Consider the following 19,282-nt stretch of genomic DNA (forward strand, 5'->3'; position numbering starts at 1 on the left):
AGGACCGATATGACCCGCACCGGAATCAGTTCGGCCCCGGCCTTGACGCTGCCACAACTGGATGCCCCGCGCCGGCTGATCGGCGGCCGCACCTTCGACTTCGATCGTGAGGTGGCCGTGATGGCCATCATCAATCGCACGCCGGACTCGTTCTATGACCAGGGCGCAACGTTCGCTCTCGACGCATCCGTTCTGGCGGCCCGTCAGGCTATTGCCGACGGGGCCGACTGGATCGATATCGGCGGTGCGAAGTTCGCGCCCGGGCCGGCCGTGCCGATCGAGCAGGAGATCGACCGGGTGGTTCCGGTGGTCGAGGCCCTGCGCGGTTCCGGGGTCGTCATCTCGGTCGACACCTTTCACCCCGCCGTGGCCGCCGCGAGCATCGCCGCCGGCGCGCACGTGATCAACGACACGACCGGGGTGCATGACCCCGCGATGGCCGATGTCGTTGCAAACAGCGATGCCACCCTGGTGATCACGCACAGCCTCGCGGCGCCGCGAATGCCGTACCCGGCGCCGCACTACGACGATGTCGTGGCCGAGGTGAGCGCGTTTCTGCTCGCCAGGGTCGACCGTGCGGTCGGGCGCGGGGTGCCGCCCGAACGCCTCATCATCGACCCTGGCCATGACCTCAACAAGACCACCCGGCACTCGCTCGAACTGACCCGTCGGCTCGGTGAGATCGCCGGCCTCGGCCTGCCCACCCTGGTGGCCGTGTCGAACAAGGATTTCGTGGGGGAGAGCCTTGACCGTGAGCGCGGCGAACGGGTCGAGGGGTCGCTGGCCGCCATGACGGTTTGCATTCTGCAGGGCGCCCGCATCGTGCGCATGCACAACGTGCGGGCCGCCGTCGACGCCGTGCGCATGACCGAGGCCATCCTCGGGTTTCGCGAGCCTGCCTACGAGCGTCACAACCTCGCCTGATGGGTGCCGAAGTGCCCTCGCGGGCTGAGTCGTCGGTGCGGGCCGAACTACCTCCGAGCTCTGAGTCTTCCGTACGCGCCGAACTGCCGCCACGGGCCGAATTGATCGAGCGTTACCGGGTGGCTGACCGCTCGGTGCCGTGGGTGCGCGTGAATTTTATCGCGAGCCTCGATGGCGCCGCCACGGTTGACGGCCTCAGCGGTGGCCTGAATAACGCCGACGACAAGCTGGTCTTCGACACCATGCGGCTGCTCACCGACGTGATTCTGGTCGGCGCCGGAACCGTGCGGGCCGAGGGCTACGGCGGCATTCTCCTGTCAGAGGATGACGCGGCCTGGCGCGTGCAAGCGGGCCTGGCCTCCCAGCCCCCCGTTGCGATTGTGTCGGGGCGGCTGGATCTTGAGCCGGGGCATCCGGTTTTCGTTGATGCGGCGACCCGGCCGATCGTGCTGACCCATGCTGCCGCACCGGCCGACCGCCGGGCCGCGCTCGCCGCAGTGGCCGACGTCGTCATCTGCGGCGACGAGGCGATTGACCCACGCCGGTTGGTGGCGGAGCTCGCGGCGCGGGGCCTGCCGCAGATTCTGTGCGAGGGCGGTCCGCACCTGTTCGGCGATCTGGTCGCGGCGGACCAGGTCGACGAGCTCTGCCTGAGCCTCGCCCCGGTCCTCGTCGGAGGTTCCGCCGGGCGTATCGCGGTCGGGGAGGCCGCGGCGACCCGAGCCATGGAACTGCTGCACGTGCTGCGCGCCGGCGACATGCTCTTTTTGCGCTACCTGCGCCCCGCCGGCTGAGCGGGGGCGGCTGAGCGCGCGGGCTGATCGCGTGCTGGTGGGCGGCCTGCGCCGGGCCGCACTGGCTGGGCCCACCTTATAACCCTGGGCCCAGTTTATAAACTGGGCCTGTGGACGGGGCCTGGGCCCCGTCCACAGCCACCGGGGACGCGGGTGTGCGCGGGGCTGGTGGGGGGTGAGCCGCTCGGCGAGAGGTGAGTTGGGGGCGGGCCGCTCACCGAGCCGTGAGTTTGGGGGCGGGTCGGAGCAGGAAACTCACGGGTCGGCGAGGCCGCTGGACAAAACTGCCCGCGGGTCAGACAGCGAGGGGGGCCGTGAGGCTCTGGGCGTCGAGGATCGTGTAGCTGTAGCCCTGTTCGGCCAGAAAACGCTGGCGATTCTGCGCAAAATCCTGGTCGACCGTGTCGCGGGCGACCAGCGTGTAGAAGTTCGCCGACAAGCCGGACTCCTTGGGTCGCAGCAGCCGGCCGAGGCGCTGGGCTTCCTCCTGGCGGGAGCCGAACGAGCCCGACACCTGGATGGCCACGGTCGCTTCGGGGAGGTCGACCGAGAAATTCGCGACTTTCGAGACGACGAGCACCTTCACCTCGCCCACCCGGAACGCTTGGTACAGCCGCTCGCGTTCGTCGATCGGCGTGGCGCCGGTGAGCTGCGGGGCGTTCAAGACCTCGGCGAGTTCGTCGATCTGGTCGAGGTATTGGCCGATCACGAGGATGCGTTCGCCTTCGTGCTTCGCGATCAGCGCCTGCACCACGCCGAGCTTGGCCGGTGCGGTCGCGGCCAGGCGATAGCGCTCGTCGTCGGCGGCAGCGGCGTAGCTGAGCCGCTCGGACTGCGGCAGGTCGATGCGCACCTCGTAGCAGTTGGCCGGGGAGATGAAGCCCTGGGCCTCGATCTCTTTCCACGGGGCGTCGAAGCGCTTCGGGCCGATCAGGCTGAACACGTCGCCCTCCCGGCCATCCTCCCGCACGAGCGTGGCGGTGAGGCCGAGGCGGCGACGCGCCTGCAGCTCAGCGGTGAGCTTGAACACGGGCGCGGGCAGCAGGTGCACCTCGTCGTAGATCACGAGGCCCCAGTCCATCGCGTCGAGCAGTTCAAGGTGCGCGTACTCGCCCTTGCGCTTCGCGGTGAGAATTTGATAGGTCGCAATGGTGACCGGCTTGACCTCTTTCACCTGGCCGGAATACTCGCCGATCTCCTCTGCGGTCAGGGTGGTGCGCTTGAGTAACTCGTCCCGCCACTGGCGCGCGGAAACCGTGTTGGTCACCAAAATGAGCGTGTTCGTCTTCGCGGTCGCCATGGCTCCGGCTCCGACGAGGGTCTTGCCCGCGCCACAGGGCAGCACGACCACGCCGCTACCGCCGTCGAAGAAGCTCGCGACGGCCTTGTTCTGGTAGTCGCGCAGCGCCCAGCCGTCTTCCAACAGGGCGATGTCGTGCGGAGTTCCGGGCGTGTACCCGGCGAGGTCTTCGGCCGGCCAGCCGAGTTTGACCAGCTCCTGCTTGAGCTGTCCGCGTGCCCACGCCTCCACCAGGTATGTCTCCGGTGACGGATGCCCGATCAACAGTGGCGCGATTCGCTTGGCTCCGGCGATTTCGGTGAGCACGGCCTGGTCGCTGCTGTGCAGCACGAGGGCGCCCTCGGAATCGCGCTCGATGACGAGCCGGCCGTAACGCCCGACGGTCTCGGTGATGTCCACGCTGACCGTTTGCGGTATGGCGAATTTGGAATATTTCTCGAGCGTTGCGAGCATATCCGACGCATCGTGCCCGGCCGCACGGGCATTCCACAGGCCGAGCCGCGTGATGCGGTAGGTGTGGATGTGTTCGGGCGCGCGTTCCAGCTCGGCGAAAACGGCGAGGTCGTGACGAGCATCCTCGGCAAGAGGGTGGGCGACTTCGAGCAACACCGTGCGGTCACTTTGGACAATCAGGGGGCCATCAGACATAGCGCCCAATCCTACTCTCGTCAGTGCGCGGTCCTGTCCAGGGGCTGGTCATTGCGCTCTCACTCTCGTCCGGTCGTCGGTCGCGTCCAGCGGATGCCCGCGCGCAGGCCGGTCAGGGCGCCGGTGTGATGCTGAGGATGCTCTTGAGCGGTAGGGTGCGCTCGATATCGGCACGGCGGTCCCGGGCCCGAAAGCGTCCGTTGCTGACGCTGGCCGGTTCGAGCAGGTAGTCCACCACAGCGCCGCCGGGCATCGCAATGCTCACCAGGATGGTCTGCTTGGCCTTGATGGCGGTGTCGAGCTGGCGGGTGAGCCAGGCATCCGCTACCGAAATACCACTTTCGGCGCCGAGTCGTAGCTTCTCGACCAGGTTGCGGGCGGTATCAACCGTCGGCGTCAGCGTGACGTGGGCGATCTGGTGGCGGCGCAGGTGCACGATCTCACCGAGGTCGTCCTCGGCGGCGACCGGATAGCGCGCATCACTGAGTGCCCAGAACACTGCGTCACCGGCGAAGCGGCTGAGCAAGTGTTCGCTGTCGCCGGCGCGCACGAGAGCGAGTGGCGCCAGAGTTTGGTCGACGGCGATCGTGCCGAGCAGCGCGGCATCCGCTGAGCAGACGTAGCTCAGAAAAACGGTCTCATCGCCTACCGGAGCGACCGGGGCGTTCGGTGCGCCGGTGAGACTTCCCACTCGCACCCGACCGTACCGCGAAGCCGACTCCTTGATGAGGTAATCGACCGGCTGCGGAATGCCGGTGAGCGAGATCGACGCGAGAAAAGCGAGCAGCGAGTCGGCGTTCTCGCCCGCGGCCAAGGCGCGATTGACGGATGCCGCGGTGATGCGATAGCTCGACGCCAGCTCGCGGCTCTCCACGTCGGCCATCCCGCGCAGGCGGGAGTCGATGGACGGTGCGAGCGGTCCGGGCGCGACGATCGAGAGGTCGTGCTGCAGATACACCGCGCCGACCTCGGTCGGGAGCGCGATCGCTATGGTGTCCACGGCCGCCTCGAGGTCGCCGCGCAGTACGCTCGCGCCGGCCGTGCTGGTGGTGTCGTGGGCGGTGATACCGAGCAACTCGGCGTCGCGGGCGAACTCGGTGAGCTGTGCGAGCATCCACTCGCCGCCGGCCGGGTACAGCCAGGCGATGAACGTGGTGAGGCCGTCTCCCCAGAGCAGCCCGGCCTGACGCGGCAGGATATCGGCCACGATCGGCGGGAGCGCCGACTGCCAGGCCGCGGCCAGCGCCGCCCAGCGCGCGGTCGTGCGTTCGAGCAGCCAGCCTTCGCCCGCCTCGGTCTCCATCCAATAACCGTCGGAGCGGGCGAGCAGGTCGGCCCGCGATGCCAGGGCCAGGATCGGGGCCACCAGATCGACGTCGACGGACATCACGGCGGACAGTCGCTTGGTGTCGGGCAGGCCTAGCCCGCCCCGGCTGAGCTGCCGGGCAGGCTCGCGGCTGAGCTCGTTGACCAGCTCGGCGATCGATGACACGACCGCGAAGGCGCGTTCGGCGGCCAGCTGGTCGATGAACGCGACCTCGGTTTCGGGGACAGCGGTGAGGGATGCCGGGGGCAGAGCGACAGCGAGGTCGGCGGCACCCGGCAGGCCCTGGGCCGGCCAGCGCGCCAGGTGAGCCGACACGGCGTCGTAAGGAATGCAGCATCCGTCGGCGTGATCGGCGAGGAGCTGGGCGTGCAGGGTGTCGACCCGACTGGTTACCTCGGTCAGCGTGACCTCGGTCGACCCCAATTCGCGCAACCGGTTCGTCACCGCTTGGAGGGTGGGAACGGAATTGTTGCTCGTGAGCTGCCCGGCTACCGCCAGAACAGCGATCGTCGAACGGTCGAGGTGGCTCAAGGCCAGTTGCACATTGCCCGGGTCAAGCAGGGCCTCGGCCAGATCGAAGAAGTCATGGATGCCGCTCGCAGAAATGCCGCGCACCCCGATAACGCGCCGCAGCTCGGCATCGGGCAGGACCCGAAGTCTCGATGCGAGGCCGAGCATTACTCGCGGTCTCGTCGAGCTTCGCGGCTGCGGCGAACTCCCACAGAGATCATGAGCGCGATGATGAGCACGAAGCCGAAGGGCAGTCCGTAGAGCGGAAGGATGAAGATTGGTGGCCAGATACCACGGCTGAATCCGTCATTGGCGCCGACGCCCATCGCCGTTGCGATGATCACCATGACGAACGCCAGAATCGACAGCCCCACCACGCTCGCCACCATGTAAGCGAGAACGCGCTCAAGCCGGCTAACGGGGTGTGGAGTTTGATTGGTCACCTGCTAAGGATACGGGCACGCCGGTGCCACAACCGAATATGCTTGGTTCACACCCCGCGCACTTCTGTGCGCCCAAAACTCAGTGAGGTTCAGATGCCCACCGGCAAGGTCAAGTTTTACGACGAGGAGAAAGGCTTTGGCTTCATCACATCCGATGACGGTCAAGAAGTCTTTCTCCACGCTTCCGCCCTGCCCTCCGGCGTAACCGTCAAGGCCGGCGCGAAGCTCGAATTCGGCATCGCCGACGGCAAACGCGGCGCCCAGGCGCTCTCGGTACGAGTGATCGAGGCGCCGCCGAGCCTGAGCAAGTTCAACCGCAAGCCAGCCGACGATATGGCCATCATTGTGGAAGACCTCGTGAAGCTGCTCGACGGTATCGGCACCAACCTCAAGCGTGGACGCTACCCCGAGTCGAGCCACAGCAAGAAGATCGCGGCGATGCTGCGCAAGGTTGCCGAGGAACTGGATGCCTGAGCTGACAGACGCTGAGCCCACCGCGGTCGAGCCCACCGCGGTCGAGCTCACCGCGGCCGAGCTCACCGCGGCCGAGCCGACCGAGGCCGAGCCCACCCGGCCGACCGACGCCACCCTGCTCGCGGCCGTCGAGCTGGCCCGCGCGGCGCTGCTGGAGATCACGACCGACGACACCATCGGCGAGGTCATCGGCCACATCGACGAGGGCGACCTCGTGGTGTCGCTGCTGTTCGACTGCCTAATGACCGGCTACCCGGGCTGGCGCTGGACCGTCAGCCTCGCGCGGGTCGACGAGAACTCCGAGCCGAAGGTGCTCGAAACCGAGCTCACACCCGGCGATGACTCGCTGCTCGCACCCGAGTGGGTGCCGTGGTCGGATCGCCTCGTCGACGACGGTGGCGACGACAGTGAAGCGGATGCTGACGACACCGACGACGACGAGTCAGACGATGACGATGATGATGACGACGACGAGTCGGATGACGATTCAGATGACGACGCGGACGACGACGCAGAGTCGGGCGACGACGACGCGGATGACTCGCTCGACGCGCTCGACGGCATCGACTTCGACGAGGCGCTAGCGGCGGCGGAACTGCACCCAGGCGAGACCGAAGAGGCCGAGGCCGACGCCGATCACAGTGCACCACAGCCACCAACCCGCGGTCGTCGCGCTCGCCGCCCCTAAGTCTGACGCTGCCGGCGCCGTGACCTCAACGATGAGGGCGGCGCCGAGAGCGACCAGCCAGACGATGGTGCCGACGAACAGGGCTTTGCGGGCATCCGTTCGCGCGGGCAGCGGATCGGGCCGACGCTCGCTGTCTTTCAACCAGAGACGCATGACCCGATCCTTACGTTCGCTAGTTGCCGAGGTGTCCGACGACGTGCTCGATGGACGCCACGAGCTTTTTGACGTCCTCCGGGTCGATCGCCGTGAAGGTCGCGATGCGCAGCTGGTTGCGGCCGAGCTTGCGGTACGGCTCGGTGTCGACGATGCCGTTGGCGCGCAGCGTCTTACTGATGGCTGAGGCGTCGATGGCGTCGTCGAAGTCGATCGTGACGACAACCTGCGAGCGGTGCGTCGGTTCGGTCACGAACGGGGTCGCGTAGTCGACGCCGGCTGCCCAGTCATACAGAACGGATGACGATGCCTGCGTTCGCGCCGAAGCCCACGTCAGTCCGCCGCTCTGGTTGATCCAGTCGATCTGGTTTTCCATCAGCAGCAGGGTGCTGAGGGCCGGCGTGTTCAGCGTCTGGTTCAGGCGCGAGTTGTCCACGGCGTTCTTGAGGCTGAGGAACTCGGGGATGTACCGGCCGCTCGCCGCAATGCGTTCGACGCGCTCGAGCGCGGCGGGGGAGAACAGGGCGATCCACAGGCCACCGTCGGAGGCGAGGTTTTTCTGCGGGGCGAAGTAGTAGACATCCGCTTGGCTCGCGTCGAAGTCGATGCCGGCCGCGGCGCTTGTGGCGTCGATGACGGTGAGGGCGCCGGCATCGCCGTCGACCCGGGTGACCGGGGCCATGACGCCGGTCGAGGTTTCGTTCTGGGGCCAGGCGTAGACGTCGATGCCGTCGCGCACCACGAAGTCGCTGCGTGAACCGGTGTCGGCTTTAATCACGTCGGGGGCTTCGAGCCAGGGGGCAGCGGCCGCCTTGGCGAACTTGCCGCCGAATTCGCCGAAGACCAGGTTCTGCGCGCGGGTTTCAATGAGGGAGAAGGCGGCGGCATCCCAGAATGCGGTCGAGCCGCCGTTGCCAAGCACAACTTCGTAGCCGTCGGGAATGCGAAACAGTTCGCCCAGGCCGGCGCGCACGCGACCGACGAGGTCTTTCACGGGGGCCTGGCGGTGCGATGTGCCGAGCACTCCGGTGCCGAATCCCAGCAGGTGATCGAGCTGTTCGCGCCGGATTTTCGATGGGCCGCAGCCGAATCGTCCGTCGAGGGGGAGCAGATCGGTGGGTATCAGTAGGTCGGCCATACGGCGATTCTAGTTGCCCAGCTGCGGGCGGGTAGGCTTGTGACGCTGTGCGGGCCCGGCCGGGGCCGCCAACGGAGCACCATTCACTTACCTATGAACGGTGCACGCACGAGCCGAATGAAGGGCTGCGGATGAGCGATCTGATCGACACCACCGAAATGTATCTCCGCACGATCCTCGACCTGGAGGAAGAGCAGATCGTGCCCCTGCGGGCGCGCATCTCCGAACGCCTCGGTCACTCCGGCCCGACCGTCTCGCAGACCGTCGCGCGGATGGAACGAGACGGCCTCGTCATCGTGTCTGGGGATCGACACCTGGAACTCACCCCGGCCGGCCGCAGCAAGGCGGTGCACGTGATGCGCAAGCATCGCCTGGCCGAACGGCTGCTCAGCGACGTGATCGGACTCGAGTGGGAGTTCGTGCACGACGAAGCCTGCCGCTGGGAACACGTGATGAGCGAGCAGGTAGAACGCAAGATTTTGGAGTTGCTCGGTCACCCGACCGAGTCCCCCTACGGGAACCCGATTCCGGGCCTCGACGAGTTCGGTGAGTCCGCGGCCGTTGCCTTCATGGCGGGGGTGACCAGCGTGCTGTCGGTGGTGGGGAATTCGACCGTGCCGGTGACCGCGGTCATCCGTCGTCTCGGTGAACCCGTGCAGTTCGACCCGGAGTTGCTGCTGCAGCTCAAGCAGAGCGGTGTGATGCCCGGTGCGACCGGGGCGTTTTCGGCCGCCGGATCGTACGTTCTAGTACAGGTCGAGGGTTTTGGTGCTGGATTAGAGCTGCCCAACGAGGTCGCCGGGCACATTTTCGTGACCACGCCGATCGGCTACAGCCCGGTCGCTCACTGACATTGCGCCGGGTTCGCAGTGCAATGAATCGAGCCAGTCGTCTCGACCTGTTAGCCGGTCCGTTACCAATCCGTTAGAAAAGTGTCACTTCAGGGTGACAAATGGGCGCAGTTCTTGTAGCCTCGGGGATGTCCCACAGACCATGAAAGGTCGAAGGACTCTAGTCAAGACGCCTGCTTACCCCGTCTCTTGATTTACGAACACACCCGCGATTAGCGAAGTGGACGGGACAACGACCTAGTGTTGTCGAGGCGCCGGAGGTTAAAACTTTGGCTGCATTAGGAACGAGAAGGTCCCAACGTGGGCTGAGCCGAACATCCGATTCCCTGGAAAAAGTGGAATCGTCGGCACACTCCCACCGAGCACTGCCGCGCGCGACCCCGAAGAAGCGCCGTGGCGGTATCGCCAACATCGTCGTCATGACCCTGGCCACCGGCCTCGTTGCCACCATGGCTCTCCCGGCGTATGCCTTTGTTCCCGGTTCGAAGGACGCCTCTTTCAAGGCCACCGAGTCCACGGAGATGTCCAAGGCTCAGGCGCAGGCTGTTGAAGTCGATGCGCAGGCCGCCACCGTGAGCGTGGCTCGCGAGGGATTCACCGCCACCACTCCCGAAGAACTTGCTGCTGCTGCCGCCGCCGCGGCCGCGGAAACCCGCCGTGTCGAGGTTGCCGCGCAGATGACCTCCTACGCCGCGAGCTATTCTGGCCCGAGTGTTGCCGACTTCCTGGCCAACCCGACCTACCCGAATTTTGATCTCGCATCCGTTTTCAATGTTGCCTCGCAGTATCAGGGCACACCGTATGTTTACGGTGGCGCCACCCCGGCCGGCTTCGACTGCTCCGGCTTCATTATGTACGTCTACGCGCAGTTCGGCATCAGCTTGCCGCACTCCTCAGTGGGCCAGGGAGCGGCCGGTACCAAGATCTCGATCGAAGACGCCGTGCCCGGCGACCTCGTGATCATGGACGGCCACGACGGCTTCTACGCGGGCAACGGAAACATTCTGCACGCGCCGTACACCGGCCAGTCCGTGCGGATCCAGCCGATCTGGACCAGCGACTATTACATCGTGCGGATCGGCATCTAGTTCGCCTCCTCGCGTGAACACTAGGTAACAGCTCACACAAATGGCGCACACAGGTTCACCTGTTGCGCCATTTGTGGGTTAACCTAGTGCCCTGATGTAGTTTGTAGGGCCGTAAGGAGAGCCAATGCATGAGCGACGCACTATCCACACCATGGACGTGCGCGGTCGCGAGTGCTTTCGGCATAGTTGTCAGAGCGAGAAGAGCTGCGTGAGCAGCCAGAAGGCGTTGTCATTGTGACGGCGCCTTTTTTTGTACTCCTTTTCGCTTTGCCACGCTCCTGTTCTTTCCGCATCGGATGTAGTTCGAATGGCTGGAAGCCGTCCAGCCTCCTTCGAAAGGGAGCGCATGCGCACACTGGTACTCAATGCGGGCTATGAGCCCCTCGCCGTTGTCTCGTTCAAACGAGCGCTCATTCTGGTAATGAACCAGAAGGCCACGATCGTGCAGTCGGATCAAAACCACCCTGTTTTCGCGGCCTCGGGCTCGTGGGATCGCCCGAGCGTTATTCTGCTCACCCGGTACGTGCGCATCCCCATGTCACGCCTGGTGCCGGTGAGTCGCCGCGGGGTGTTGCGCCGCGACGAGCACCGTTGCTGCTACTGCGGCAAGTCGGCGGCCACAATCGACCACGTGCTGCCGCGGTCGCGCGGTGGCCGCGACACCTGGGACAACCTCGCGGCCTGCTGTCTGCGCTGCAACAACCTCAAGAGCGACCACACCCCGGCCGAGATGGGCTGGGAGCTGCGCTTCACCCCACGGATGCCGCAGGGCACGACCTGGATCGTGCGCGGAGTCGAGCGGCCCGAGGAGGAATGGGATGCCTACCTGGCGCCCGCCGCGTAGGCTTTTGGTCATGCGAATCAACATTACGAGCGTGTTCGTCGACGAACAGGTGAAGGCGCTGCGGTTCTACACCGAGGTGCTGGACTTCGTGAAAAAGAACGACGTTCCGCTGGGCGGTAAGGACCGCTGGCTGACCGTGGTGTCCCCGGAGAACCCTGAGGGTACCGAACTGTTGCTGGAGCCGAGCGGCCACCCGGCCGCGAAGCCGTTCAAGGACGCCCTGGTCGCCGACGGTACTCCGTTCACCCAGTTCGCTGTCGATGACGTTCCGGCGGAGTATGAGCGACTGCGAGGCCTCGGCGTGCGCTTCACCCAGGAGCCCACGGTCATGGGGCCGGTGACCACCGCGGTTCTCGACGACACGTGTGGCAACCTCATTCAGATTGTGCACATGGCCAGCTAGCTGACCCAAGCCTGCAGGCGTTCGTGTGCCGCGACCCGCCATCGAGCGGGCGGACCGGCGTGACCGGCTAAACTTGCCGAACCGCCTCTGTAGCTCAGTGGAAGAGCAATTCCGTCCTAAGGAAATGGCCGGGGGTTCGAATCCCTCCAGGGGCACCATGCTTTGAGGCCCTGCATCCCATGTAAACACTGGGCTGTAGGGTTTTCGTACTTCTCAGGAATGGCCGTTTGCCCACATTTTGCCCGCACTTCAAAAAATTTCGGTGTGATCTGAAGTCGGTGAAACGGCTCAAAACTGGCATTTCAACGTGCAACGAGGACACCCTGCCAGGGGTTTTTGAGGCGGCTCCTCGAGATCGACAACCGGCCCCGACGGCGTGAATCGTTACGGCAGCGCGTCCGACCTAATCTTTGCAATATCAAGCGCGATCGCCACGGCGTCAAGGTCATCGTCAAACAGGTCGGCATAGGTGTCCAGGGTCATCGCCGCTGAGGCGTGTCCCAGCATGCGCTGTACCGCTTTCACGTTTGCGCCGGCCGAGATCGCCAGGGATGCTGCGGTATGCCGTAAATCATGCAGCGTCAGCCCGACAGGAATGGACGAATCGGTCAGGCGCGCGCGTTTTCGGGCTCCCGCGAACCAGCCGTCACCGTGAGTCGGCGTGGCCAAGTAAATGTTGCCATCGCCGAACACGAGTTGATTTCGCTGTTTTCCCGCGATCTGATCTGCCAACGGCCCGTCGAGAAAGGCAGGAAAAGGCACGCTGCGCATCTCGTAGCCTTTGGGGGAGCCGATCACGATATGGCCGCCCACCCGCACGGCGTTCGTTTGCACGAGCACGCGCCGTCGCGCGAGGTCGAGGCTGTTCGCGTGCAGTCCGACCGCTTCGCCCCAGCGCAGGCCGGTGTAGGCGAGCAGCAGCACCAGCGTTGCGTTGCGGCGGGATTCATCGGCCAGAATCTGCACCTGCGCGTGAGTGAGGTAGTGCCGCTGTTTGCCGACCTTGCGTGGGAGGTTCACGCCTCGGGCCGGGTTGGACGGTAATCGGCGGTCGCGTACGGCGACGTCGATCATGGCTGCGAGAATGCCGTATGCGCGCAGCACGACGGTGGGACTTTTCTTTGCCGAGAGTTCGCTCACCCATGATTGCACGTCAGTGTGCCGTATTTCACCGAGCTGCCGCGGCCCCCACACGGGCTGAACGTGTACGCGCCAGGCGGTCTCGACGACGTTGTACGAGCTGGCTTTCAGATGGGTTTGGGCACGAAGCCACTCTGCGCCGAAGGTACTGATCGTGACTTTGGCGGCTTGGGCGTCGATGTACTCGCCGGTGGCCTTGCGCACCTCGGTGGACGCGAGGAACAGCTCGGCGGAGCGTTTGGTCTTGAACCCTCGTTTGTCCGTCTGGCTGTGATCGGGCTTGCGGTAGCGTGCGCGATATCGCTTGCCTGAGGCTGTCTCATACGCCGAAATCGTTCCCATGACCTCACCTCGGAATCGTCAGTGATCGTGATTATAAGCTGACTGTCCTCGCACCCACTGAGATCGAAATGATGTGGCTACTTGGCCCATCCTTCGAGGTCCCAACCCGTATCGGCCAGGTAGGTGGTGAGTTGTTGAATGCGCTGGTTCGCCTCGGCAAGTTGTTCCTGGGTGGTGTCCCAGAGCGCTGGTTCGGTGGTGACCTCGCTGGCGGGGGTGAGCTCTGCCTCAATGGCCACGATGATGGTGAGGCGGCGACGCTCCCGTAGGCTCGCGATGAGCTCGCGCATAGCCTCGAGTTGGGAGCGCTCAGTGCGCTCGGTGAGGTTTCTCCACCGGTAGGCACCATCTGTCTCCCCGGAGATCCAGGCATCGAATTCGGCGACGGTCATTCCCGCAAACGTGTCGCTGAGGTTGACCAGGTCCAGTTGGTCGTGCGGACGCCCAATTGGTGCCAGCAGAAAGACGGGTGGTACTCGAAGTGCATGGGAGATGTTCAGGAGTTGGCTCACTGAAAGGTCCTGTTTTCGGCCGGCCTCCAGGTTTTGCAGGATCGCCTCCGTGACGTTGCCACCTGGCATTAAGTCGGCCAGGTCCTTGGCAGAGCGGATGCCGTGCCGTTTCCGGATGGCTTGGATCCGCTCGCCAATTCCGGATTGCCTCACAAAACCTGTCATGCCGACACCGTACAGGTATCGGTCCTTGTCAAACAGTAAAAAGCGTTTTATTGTGATCGCAACACGAGACAACGAGTGTTTCGTGTCATCAAAGGAACGTAATCATGACCGAAGAATTCATCCTCCCCGTCGTCGTCGCCGAACTCACCGGACTGACCGTCGGCGGGCTGGCCCACCTGCGCTACCTGGGCCGGGGGCCGCGCTTCTACAAGCCGACGCCCAAGAAGGTCCTGTACAAGCGGTCCGAAGTGATCGCATGGGTCGAGGCCAGTGCGCAGACGCAGACGGGCGAACGCGCGCTCGTGGCGCGGTGAGCCCACATCTGCTGTTGCGGACGACGAAATTGTCGGCCCGCGGCAGGCCAAAGAAAAAGCCCCGGGTTGCACCCCGGGGCAAGGATCGAACACCCGCAAAGGATCTGATCTATAACCAGAATACTAAAATTCTGCCATCGCGCAACGCCTCGCACCCGACCTGGTGGGTGAGAGCACTGTGGGCCTCTATGCGGCCAAGGGTGCCGTTCTTGTGGCTGCACGCCTGGGTCTGGGGCACGCGGCGACGCGGCTGCTGCTGCACATGGCGCTGGAAAGCTGGGACGATACCGACAACCCCGGCAATCAACCGCCGCGGCGGTACTTCGCGTCCCGAGAATCTTCGGCGATCGCCCTGGGCTATATGGCTCCGGACAACGGATCAGAGTCGGCACACCACTCGGTCAAGCGGGCGATTGCCGAACTGGTCGCGAGCGGCGCAATCGAGCGAGTCAGCGCTGGCCACCGTGGCCACAATGCCGAGTTCAATCTGCTCGTCGACAGCACGAAACCGGGCGGTCACCGCCGGTATGAAACCAACGTCATTCCGATGTTGCGGCACGGAGGTTTGGGGGCCGGTGAGTGGCCCCCGTAGGGGGCCGTTTAGCGTACCGATAGGGGGCCAGATCTGGCCCTATAGGGGGCCGCTGATCGGCCCCCCTAACAGTACTAACAGGACAAACAAAACATTAACAGTACGCGCGCACGAAAAACGCCTGTGGATAACTCGCCCAAAACGCCGTGCAACGAGCCTTCGATCGCAGCCGAAATCGGCTCGATGTGACACCACGTAAAACACAATTTGTGACCTGTCCGGCAGGTCATCGTAGTTCGCTGCGCGCCTACCGTTCCCGGAATCTCAGAGGCGGTCGCACGCTCCCTCAATTCGCCTGAGATTCAGGGCACTATCGCCGCTCACGCTCGCTATTGATCTCTCTCGCCGGAAGGCACCAGAAACAGTTGGTCGAAGAACCCAAGGCCAACGACACCCACCGCACGTCAACGCAGCACTCATCGAAGGAGAAACACTCATGACCACACGCACCACCATTGGCAACCTGGCTCCCGACCCCGAAGTCGTCACTGCCGGCAGCATCCAAATCACCAAGCTGCGCGTCATCGAAAACACCGGCGAGTACCGCGGCGGCAAATGGCTCGCCCACGACGCCACAACCACCCACTTCGTGGAAGCCAAGTTCGAACTCGGCCAGAACGTCGCCGCCACCCTGCACAAGGGCGACCCCGTCATCGTCGTCGGCCGCGAACACACCGACAGCTGGGGCGACGACCAAGCACGCCAATACGGCCGCGTCATCGACGCCGACAACATCGGCCCCGACCTCAACCGTGCCGTCGCAACCGTGCGGCGCAACTCCAAGCCTGACGCCGAATAGCCATCCAGGGTGGGCCGCACGCGCGGCCCACCCTGGATACCTCATGAAGGGACCACCACCATGAACGACCACGACAGCGAGCTGATAAGCCGGGCGAACGAGCTGGCCGACATCGCACGCAGCCTGGCGCACGCGACTCGGGCGATCGACCGGCCCTACGACTCGTACCTGCTGCTCAAATGTCTGACCGCCACCCAACGCTCCCTCGGCCAGGTGTACGACCAGCTCGCAAACTGGCACAGCAACGTTGTAGACGGCGTCGAGTACAACGGCGAAGACGGCTGCGGCGCCGGCTGCGTGCCCGGAGTCGCTCGGGCTGAACTCGGCCTTCGCGATGCCGCCCAATTCGCCGGCATCGTCGAAGATGCCCTCATGCAATCCCACAACGCCAACAGCGTCGTTCGCTGGTTCGACAGCGTGGAACGATTCCCGCGCTCGTCGTAACGAGCTGACTCCGGCGACGGAACGGCCCGTGGTCGCACATCGAGTTGCCCACGTCTCGACGGCTGAAACGACATAGAGCCGACAAGATTTGGCCGCTCGCGTCGACGCTTCCGCGGGTGCAACGTCAGGGGATGCCATCGATATCCGGGCCCATTTCGGCTTCGCCCGGCGGAGCAGGTTCAGTGCGGGCGGCTGCTAGTTGAGCAGTAGAGGGGCCAAAGATCGGTCGCAGATACCACGTCGTCCGTCTCCAATTTGGACACACGGAGGGCGCCACAAGCCTGCGTGGGTATTCGTTTACCTATTCACCGGCAGCGAATAGGTAAACGAATATGTGCGGGGTCTCTTTCCCTGTCCCACCGCCGCCCCCTCGCTGCGCTCGCTTCCCAACCTCCCACACCCATCGTTCCTCAGTGTGTAGGAGGTTGGGAAGTAAAGGGGTGGTGGTGGGACAGGGAAAGAGAAGAAAAAGGTGGAAGAAAAAAACAGAAGTACAAAAAACAAAAAAGAAAAAAACTGAAAAGAAAAAAAGAGGGAGAACAAGAGCAAAAGACAGAGAAGAAGTGAGAAAAGGTGAAAAAAGGGAACAGGAAAAGACAACGAAGGCGGGCCGAAAATGTGGGCACCGACGGCAGAAAAATAGAAGGCAATCGGGTAAGAAAAAGTGACGAGTAGACGCGATGACGCCGACGAGGGAGAAATCGATGATGTGCGGTGTGGCATCCCGGGATGTGTCGGTGGCTGGGTGCAGGATCGTGGTGGAAAGCTGAAACGGTGTCAGTTCGGAGGCTGAGTGATGGTGCAGGTGACAGAGCGCGACGAGGCACTTCTGGCATGGTTAGACGTCGTTCGGCTCGCGGATATGGACGCCGTGCGGTGGGCGTTGGGCGCCATGTCGGGTGCTGGTGAACCGGTGTCGTTGCGCCGGGCGCAGCAGTGGGCCGCGCGGATGATCGGGACTGGATTGCTCGACCGAGGCCGGGTTGCGTATCGGGACGGGTCGATAGTGTGGGCCACGTATCTGGCGATTGGGAAGCCGGCGCCGAATCTGTTTCGGCAGACGACGCGGCACGAGGTAGCGGTCGCGACGGTGTCGGCCCGCTATCTGGCGCAGGGGTTCACGTGGCAGCGGGATCGCAAACCGAACAGCCCTGAGCTGGTGCTGACGATTCGTGTGGAAGCGCGAATTTTATGCTCGCAGAAGCAGCGGCTGTGCGTGGGCTGAGTCATGCCCTGCGAAACCTGCGACGACTGACACCCCTCAATTGCCGTCAGGCGGGTCGATCGCGAGATCATTTTTCTCAGCGACCATCATTTCAGCGTTCTTTCAGCGAACCTCGGTTGTCTGGAGTTTGCAATCTCAGTTACCTCTAGCGAACCATCTACGATTACGAGGAGAGAACATGCCTTTCATCACCGTCCCCGGTCAGAACGATCCCGACGTGGAACTGCACTATGAAGATGTCGGTGCCGGTAAGCCCGTCGTCTTGATTCATGGTTGGCCGCTGAGTAGCAGGTCCTGGGAGGGTCAGGTGCCTGCGCTGGTCGATGCTGGCTACCGGGTGATTACGTACGATCGTCGCGGGTTCGGCCAGTCGTCGCAGCCGTGGAATGGGTACGACTATGACACGTTCGCTGCCGATTTGAAGGCTGTTGTCGACACTCTGGACCTCCGGGACGTTACCCTGATCGGATTCTCGATGGGTGGCGGTGAGGTTGCCCGTTACGTGGGCACGTACGGCACCGACCGCGTCGCGAAGCTCGTCTTCGCCAGCGCAGTGCCACCGTACCTGTGGAAATCAGATGACAACCCCGATGGCGGCGTGGACGCCGGACTGGCCCAGTGGTTTCACGACGGGTTGACCGGGGACCGGCCGGCGTTCCTGCACGAATTTGTGCAGATGTTTTTCACCGCTGGCAAGCCGTCGCTGGTGAACAAACCGAAGGTCAGCTCGGAGCAGATTGCTTACAACCTTGATATCGCCGAGATGGCGTCGCCGAAGGGAACGCTCGACAGCACGACCGCATTCGCCACGACGGACTTCCGCGCTGACTTGATGAAAATCACCGTGCCGACCCTGGTGATGCACGGTGACTCCGACACCATCGTGCCTTTCGAAGTCAGTGGCAAGCGCACTCACGAGGCCATTTCCGGCAGCGAACTCGTGCTGATCGAAGGTGCCCCTCACGGTCTCACCGTCTCACATAAGGACGAGTGGAACCGGCACGTACTCGCCTTCCTCGCGAAGTAGCGGAACCGAACAGGGACCGAGCCGACGCGGTGAAGAGCCGGCAGTGCAGGCTCCCCTTCGATAGGTCGTGGCGGTGCGTGAGCACGCAGGCACTGAGGCCCTTTTTGGGCAGAATCCTGACGTCGACTTGTTGCCCTGTACGGAAACAATCGAGGCAGGTGTTGGTCGCCCCGTCAGGGCGTCGTCAACCTCGCCGGTTCATAGCCAACGTGTTGCCATGTTCTGGGTCATCACATCCGTTCTCCCGTACCGGGTTCCACGATTAGCAACACTGCGTCCTCGAGGCATACGCGCCTGTCCTTGCTCTTGACCGCGTCGACTACGCAGGACCGCAGGGGACCAAGAATTTCGCCACAAGGCTGGATTACTAGAGTACGCAGTGTCATCGGCGAGACGTTGAACGTCAACGGCGGTATGGTCACCTCGTGGCCCTCACAATCCCATCCATGTAAATCCTAGGAAGAGAGTAAACACATGAGTCAAGAAGCAAATATTGCTGCCCAGCAGAAGTTTGGTGACGCCGTCAACAGCGGGCAACTTGATCTTCTCGATGATCTCGTGGCCGTAGACGCGGTCGATAACGACCCGGCCCCTGGCCAAGGCCCGGGGCCGGCAGGCTACAAAGCGTTCTTCGGCGAGATGATTGCTGCTTTTCCAGATTTGCACATCGCCGTCGAGCGCCTCGTCGCAAACGATACCGACGTCGCATTCGCTTACACCCTCACAGGCACCCACCAAGGTCCTTTGAAGGGCCACGCCGCTAGCGGGAAAACGATATCTGTTCGCGGGATGCAAATTAGCCGGTTTGAGAACGGGAAACTTGTCGAGCGGTGGGGCAGCAGCGACGAACAGGGCATGCTCGAACAACTTGGCCTGGCACCGTAACCGGCAATAACTGGCGTTTCCAAGCAGAAGAAGTAGGGCCGAAGGCGCACACTCGAATATGACTTACGACGTGAGACGGCCGTGATCGCACGTGGCAGGCAGGCAGGCAGGCAGGGGTGTAGCTGATGCACCCCTGGCAGCGCGGCCATCCGTCAAAGTGAACCGTCCCTGATTTCTTGCCGCTTTCTTTCTAGTGAAAGGATTCGGTTATGCCCAAGAAATTACCCAGATGAGGTTCGTGAGCGAGCGGTT

The 19,282-nt window shown here is 63.7% G+C and carries 22 protein-coding genes and 1 tRNA gene; 17 read left to right on the top strand and 6 right to left on the bottom strand.

Features of this window, described 5'->3' with window-relative positions; genetic code table 11:
- The first annotated feature begins 9 nt into the window (after positions 1-9).
- Both folP and BLS91_RS16530 read left to right on the top strand, forming a co-directional pair.
- Complete coding sequence (gene folP / locus BLS91_RS16525) at positions 10-924, top strand: dihydropteroate synthase (protein WP_092341856.1); 915 nt, start codon at positions 10-12, stop codon at positions 922-924.
- 119 nt (positions 925-1,043) lie between these two features.
- Positions 1,044-1,718 carry a pyrimidine reductase family protein gene (locus tag BLS91_RS16530; RefSeq protein WP_244288019.1) on the top strand — a complete coding sequence of 225 codons (675 nt, stop codon included), beginning with the start codon at positions 1,044-1,046 and terminating at the stop codon, positions 1,716-1,718.
- Positions 1,719-2,013: 295 nt separating this feature from the next.
- On the opposite strand, the gene BLS91_RS16535 is transcribed toward BLS91_RS16530, so the two are convergent.
- The 3 genes from BLS91_RS16535 to BLS91_RS16545 all read right to left on the bottom strand — a co-directional run bounded on the left by BLS91_RS16535 (position 2,014) and on the right by BLS91_RS16545 (position 5,946).
- Positions 2,014-3,666, bottom strand: coding sequence for a DNA repair helicase XPB (locus BLS91_RS16535; RefSeq protein WP_092341858.1), 1,653 nt, complete (start codon positions 3,664-3,666; stop codon positions 2,014-2,016).
- Positions 3,667-3,778: 112 nt separating this feature from the next.
- Positions 3,779-5,671, bottom strand: a complete 1,893-nt coding sequence (locus tag BLS91_RS16540; protein WP_092341859.1) for a helicase-associated domain-containing protein — start codon at positions 5,669-5,671, stop codon at positions 3,779-3,781.
- The gene (locus tag BLS91_RS16545; protein WP_134505257.1) at positions 5,671-5,946 is read right to left on the bottom strand and encodes a hypothetical protein; all 276 of its coding nucleotides are present in this window, start codon (positions 5,944-5,946) and stop codon (positions 5,671-5,673) included. The genes BLS91_RS16540 and BLS91_RS16545 overlap by 1 nt, the downstream gene beginning before the upstream one ends.
- A 93-nt stretch (positions 5,947-6,039) precedes the next feature.
- Here BLS91_RS16545 and BLS91_RS16550 point away from each other — a divergent pair, with 93 nt between their 5' ends.
- Together BLS91_RS16550 and BLS91_RS16555 are read left to right on the top strand one after the other, a co-directional pair.
- Positions 6,040-6,420, top strand: coding sequence for a cold-shock protein (locus BLS91_RS16550; protein WP_092112494.1), 381 nt, complete (start codon positions 6,040-6,042; stop codon positions 6,418-6,420).
- Positions 6,413-7,108 carry a DUF3027 domain-containing protein gene (locus BLS91_RS16555; protein WP_092341861.1) on the top strand — a complete coding sequence of 232 codons (696 nt, stop codon included), beginning with the start codon at positions 6,413-6,415 and terminating at the stop codon, positions 7,106-7,108. The genes BLS91_RS16550 and BLS91_RS16555 overlap by 8 nt, the downstream gene beginning before the upstream one ends.
- Positions 7,109-7,280: 172 nt before the next feature.
- Here the strand turns inward: BLS91_RS16555 and serC are convergent, their stop codons facing one another.
- Entirely contained in the window at positions 7,281-8,399 is a 1,119-nt protein-coding gene (serC, locus tag BLS91_RS16565; RefSeq protein WP_092341863.1) for a phosphoserine transaminase, read from the bottom strand.
- A 131-nt stretch (positions 8,400-8,530) separates the two neighbouring features.
- Between serC and BLS91_RS16570 the strand changes: the two genes are divergently transcribed.
- From BLS91_RS16570 to BLS91_RS16590, 5 genes are all read left to right on the top strand, one after another.
- Positions 8,531-9,250 (top strand): iron-dependent transcriptional repressor DtxR, encoded by a 720-nt coding sequence (locus BLS91_RS16570; protein WP_092341864.1) that lies wholly within the window; start codon positions 8,531-8,533, stop codon positions 9,248-9,250.
- Positions 9,251-9,585: 335 nt separating this feature from the next.
- Positions 9,586-10,338, top strand: coding sequence for a C40 family peptidase (locus tag BLS91_RS16575; protein ID WP_241983105.1), 753 nt, complete (start codon positions 9,586-9,588; stop codon positions 10,336-10,338).
- A 346-nt stretch (positions 10,339-10,684) separates the two neighbouring features.
- The gene (locus BLS91_RS16580; protein WP_092341865.1) at positions 10,685-11,182 is read left to right on the top strand and encodes an HNH endonuclease; all 498 of its coding nucleotides are present in this window, start codon (positions 10,685-10,687) and stop codon (positions 11,180-11,182) included.
- Positions 11,183-11,192: 10 nt separating this feature from the next.
- On the top strand, positions 11,193-11,585 hold the full coding sequence (locus tag BLS91_RS16585; protein ID WP_092341866.1) for a VOC family protein: 393 nt from the start codon (positions 11,193-11,195) through the stop codon (positions 11,583-11,585).
- A gap of 83 nt (positions 11,586-11,668) precedes the next feature.
- Positions 11,669-11,743: transfer RNA gene (locus BLS91_RS16590), tRNA-Arg, on the top strand.
- 226 nt (positions 11,744-11,969) lie between these two features.
- Here BLS91_RS16590 and BLS91_RS16595 read toward each other — a convergent pair.
- Entirely contained in the window at positions 11,970-13,067 is a 1,098-nt protein-coding gene (locus BLS91_RS16595; protein ID WP_092341867.1) for a site-specific integrase, read from the bottom strand.
- 77 nt (positions 13,068-13,144) lie between these two features.
- Positions 13,145-13,579 (bottom strand): hypothetical protein, encoded by a 435-nt coding sequence (locus BLS91_RS16600; protein ID WP_159433883.1) that lies wholly within the window; start codon positions 13,577-13,579, stop codon positions 13,145-13,147.
- Positions 13,580-13,848: 269 nt separating this feature from the next.
- On the opposite strand from BLS91_RS16600, the gene BLS91_RS16605 reads away from it, so the two are divergent.
- The 8 genes from BLS91_RS16605 to BLS91_RS16635 all read left to right on the top strand — a co-directional run bounded on the left by BLS91_RS16605 (position 13,849) and on the right by BLS91_RS16635 (position 19,030).
- The gene (locus BLS91_RS16605) at positions 13,849-14,058 is read left to right on the top strand and encodes a helix-turn-helix transcriptional regulator (protein ID WP_092341869.1); all 210 of its coding nucleotides are present in this window, start codon (positions 13,849-13,851) and stop codon (positions 14,056-14,058) included.
- A gap of 211 nt (positions 14,059-14,269) precedes the next feature.
- Positions 14,270-14,650 (top strand): hypothetical protein, encoded by a 381-nt coding sequence (locus BLS91_RS16610; protein WP_134505255.1) that lies wholly within the window; start codon positions 14,270-14,272, stop codon positions 14,648-14,650.
- A gap of 436 nt (positions 14,651-15,086) precedes the next feature.
- The gene (locus BLS91_RS16615; RefSeq protein WP_092341871.1) at positions 15,087-15,449 is read left to right on the top strand and encodes a single-stranded DNA-binding protein; all 363 of its coding nucleotides are present in this window, start codon (positions 15,087-15,089) and stop codon (positions 15,447-15,449) included.
- Positions 15,450-15,509: 60 nt separating this feature from the next.
- Positions 15,510-15,893: a hypothetical protein gene (locus BLS91_RS16620; protein ID WP_092341872.1), complete on the top strand. Its 384-nt coding sequence runs from the start codon at positions 15,510-15,512 to the stop codon at positions 15,891-15,893.
- Positions 15,894-16,339: 446 nt separating this feature from the next.
- Positions 16,340-16,561: a hypothetical protein gene (locus BLS91_RS19740; RefSeq protein WP_134505254.1), complete on the top strand. Its 222-nt coding sequence runs from the start codon at positions 16,340-16,342 to the stop codon at positions 16,559-16,561.
- A gap of 125 nt (positions 16,562-16,686) precedes the next feature.
- Positions 16,687-17,118 (top strand): hypothetical protein, encoded by a 432-nt coding sequence (locus tag BLS91_RS16625; protein WP_134505253.1) that lies wholly within the window; start codon positions 16,687-16,689, stop codon positions 17,116-17,118.
- 178 nt (positions 17,119-17,296) lie between these two features.
- Positions 17,297-18,145: an alpha/beta fold hydrolase gene (locus BLS91_RS16630; RefSeq protein ID WP_092341874.1), complete on the top strand. Its 849-nt coding sequence runs from the start codon at positions 17,297-17,299 to the stop codon at positions 18,143-18,145.
- Positions 18,146-18,619: 474 nt separating this feature from the next.
- Positions 18,620-19,030: an ester cyclase gene (locus BLS91_RS16635; protein ID WP_092341875.1), complete on the top strand. Its 411-nt coding sequence runs from the start codon at positions 18,620-18,622 to the stop codon at positions 19,028-19,030.
- Positions 19,031-19,282 lie beyond the last annotated feature (252 nt).

Source organism: Cryobacterium flavum, assembly GCF_900103805.1.
Classification (GTDB): domain Bacteria; phylum Actinomycetota; class Actinomycetes; order Actinomycetales; family Microbacteriaceae; genus Cryobacterium; species Cryobacterium flavum.

Coding starts and splice junctions, on each gene's coding strand:
- folP (WP_092341856.1), top strand. CDS start 10: ATGACCCGCACCGGAATCAGTTCGGCCCCGGCCTTGACGCTGCCACAA.
- BLS91_RS16535 (WP_092341858.1), bottom strand. CDS start 3,666: ATGTCTGATGGCCCCCTGATTGTCCAAAGTGACCGCACGGTGTTGCTC.
- BLS91_RS16540 (WP_092341859.1), bottom strand. CDS start 5,671: ATGCTCGGCCTCGCATCGAGACTTCGGGTCCTGCCCGATGCCGAGCTG.
- BLS91_RS16550 (WP_092112494.1), top strand. CDS start 6,040: ATGCCCACCGGCAAGGTCAAGTTTTACGACGAGGAGAAAGGCTTTGGC.
- BLS91_RS16555 (WP_092341861.1), top strand. CDS start 6,413: ATGCCTGAGCTGACAGACGCTGAGCCCACCGCGGTCGAGCCCACCGCG.
- serC (WP_092341863.1), bottom strand. CDS start 8,399: ATGGCCGACCTACTGATACCCACCGATCTGCTCCCCCTCGACGGACGA.
- BLS91_RS16570 (WP_092341864.1), top strand. CDS start 8,531: ATGAGCGATCTGATCGACACCACCGAAATGTATCTCCGCACGATCCTC.
- BLS91_RS16580 (WP_092341865.1), top strand. CDS start 10,685: ATGCGCACACTGGTACTCAATGCGGGCTATGAGCCCCTCGCCGTTGTC.
- BLS91_RS16585 (WP_092341866.1), top strand. CDS start 11,193: ATGCGAATCAACATTACGAGCGTGTTCGTCGACGAACAGGTGAAGGCG.
- BLS91_RS16595 (WP_092341867.1), bottom strand. CDS start 13,067: ATGGGAACGATTTCGGCGTATGAGACAGCCTCAGGCAAGCGATATCGC.
- BLS91_RS16605 (WP_092341869.1), top strand. CDS start 13,849: ATGACCGAAGAATTCATCCTCCCCGTCGTCGTCGCCGAACTCACCGGA.
- BLS91_RS16615 (WP_092341871.1), top strand. CDS start 15,087: ATGACCACACGCACCACCATTGGCAACCTGGCTCCCGACCCCGAAGTC.
- BLS91_RS16620 (WP_092341872.1), top strand. CDS start 15,510: ATGAACGACCACGACAGCGAGCTGATAAGCCGGGCGAACGAGCTGGCC.
- BLS91_RS16630 (WP_092341874.1), top strand. CDS start 17,297: ATGCCTTTCATCACCGTCCCCGGTCAGAACGATCCCGACGTGGAACTG.
- BLS91_RS16635 (WP_092341875.1), top strand. CDS start 18,620: ATGAGTCAAGAAGCAAATATTGCTGCCCAGCAGAAGTTTGGTGACGCC.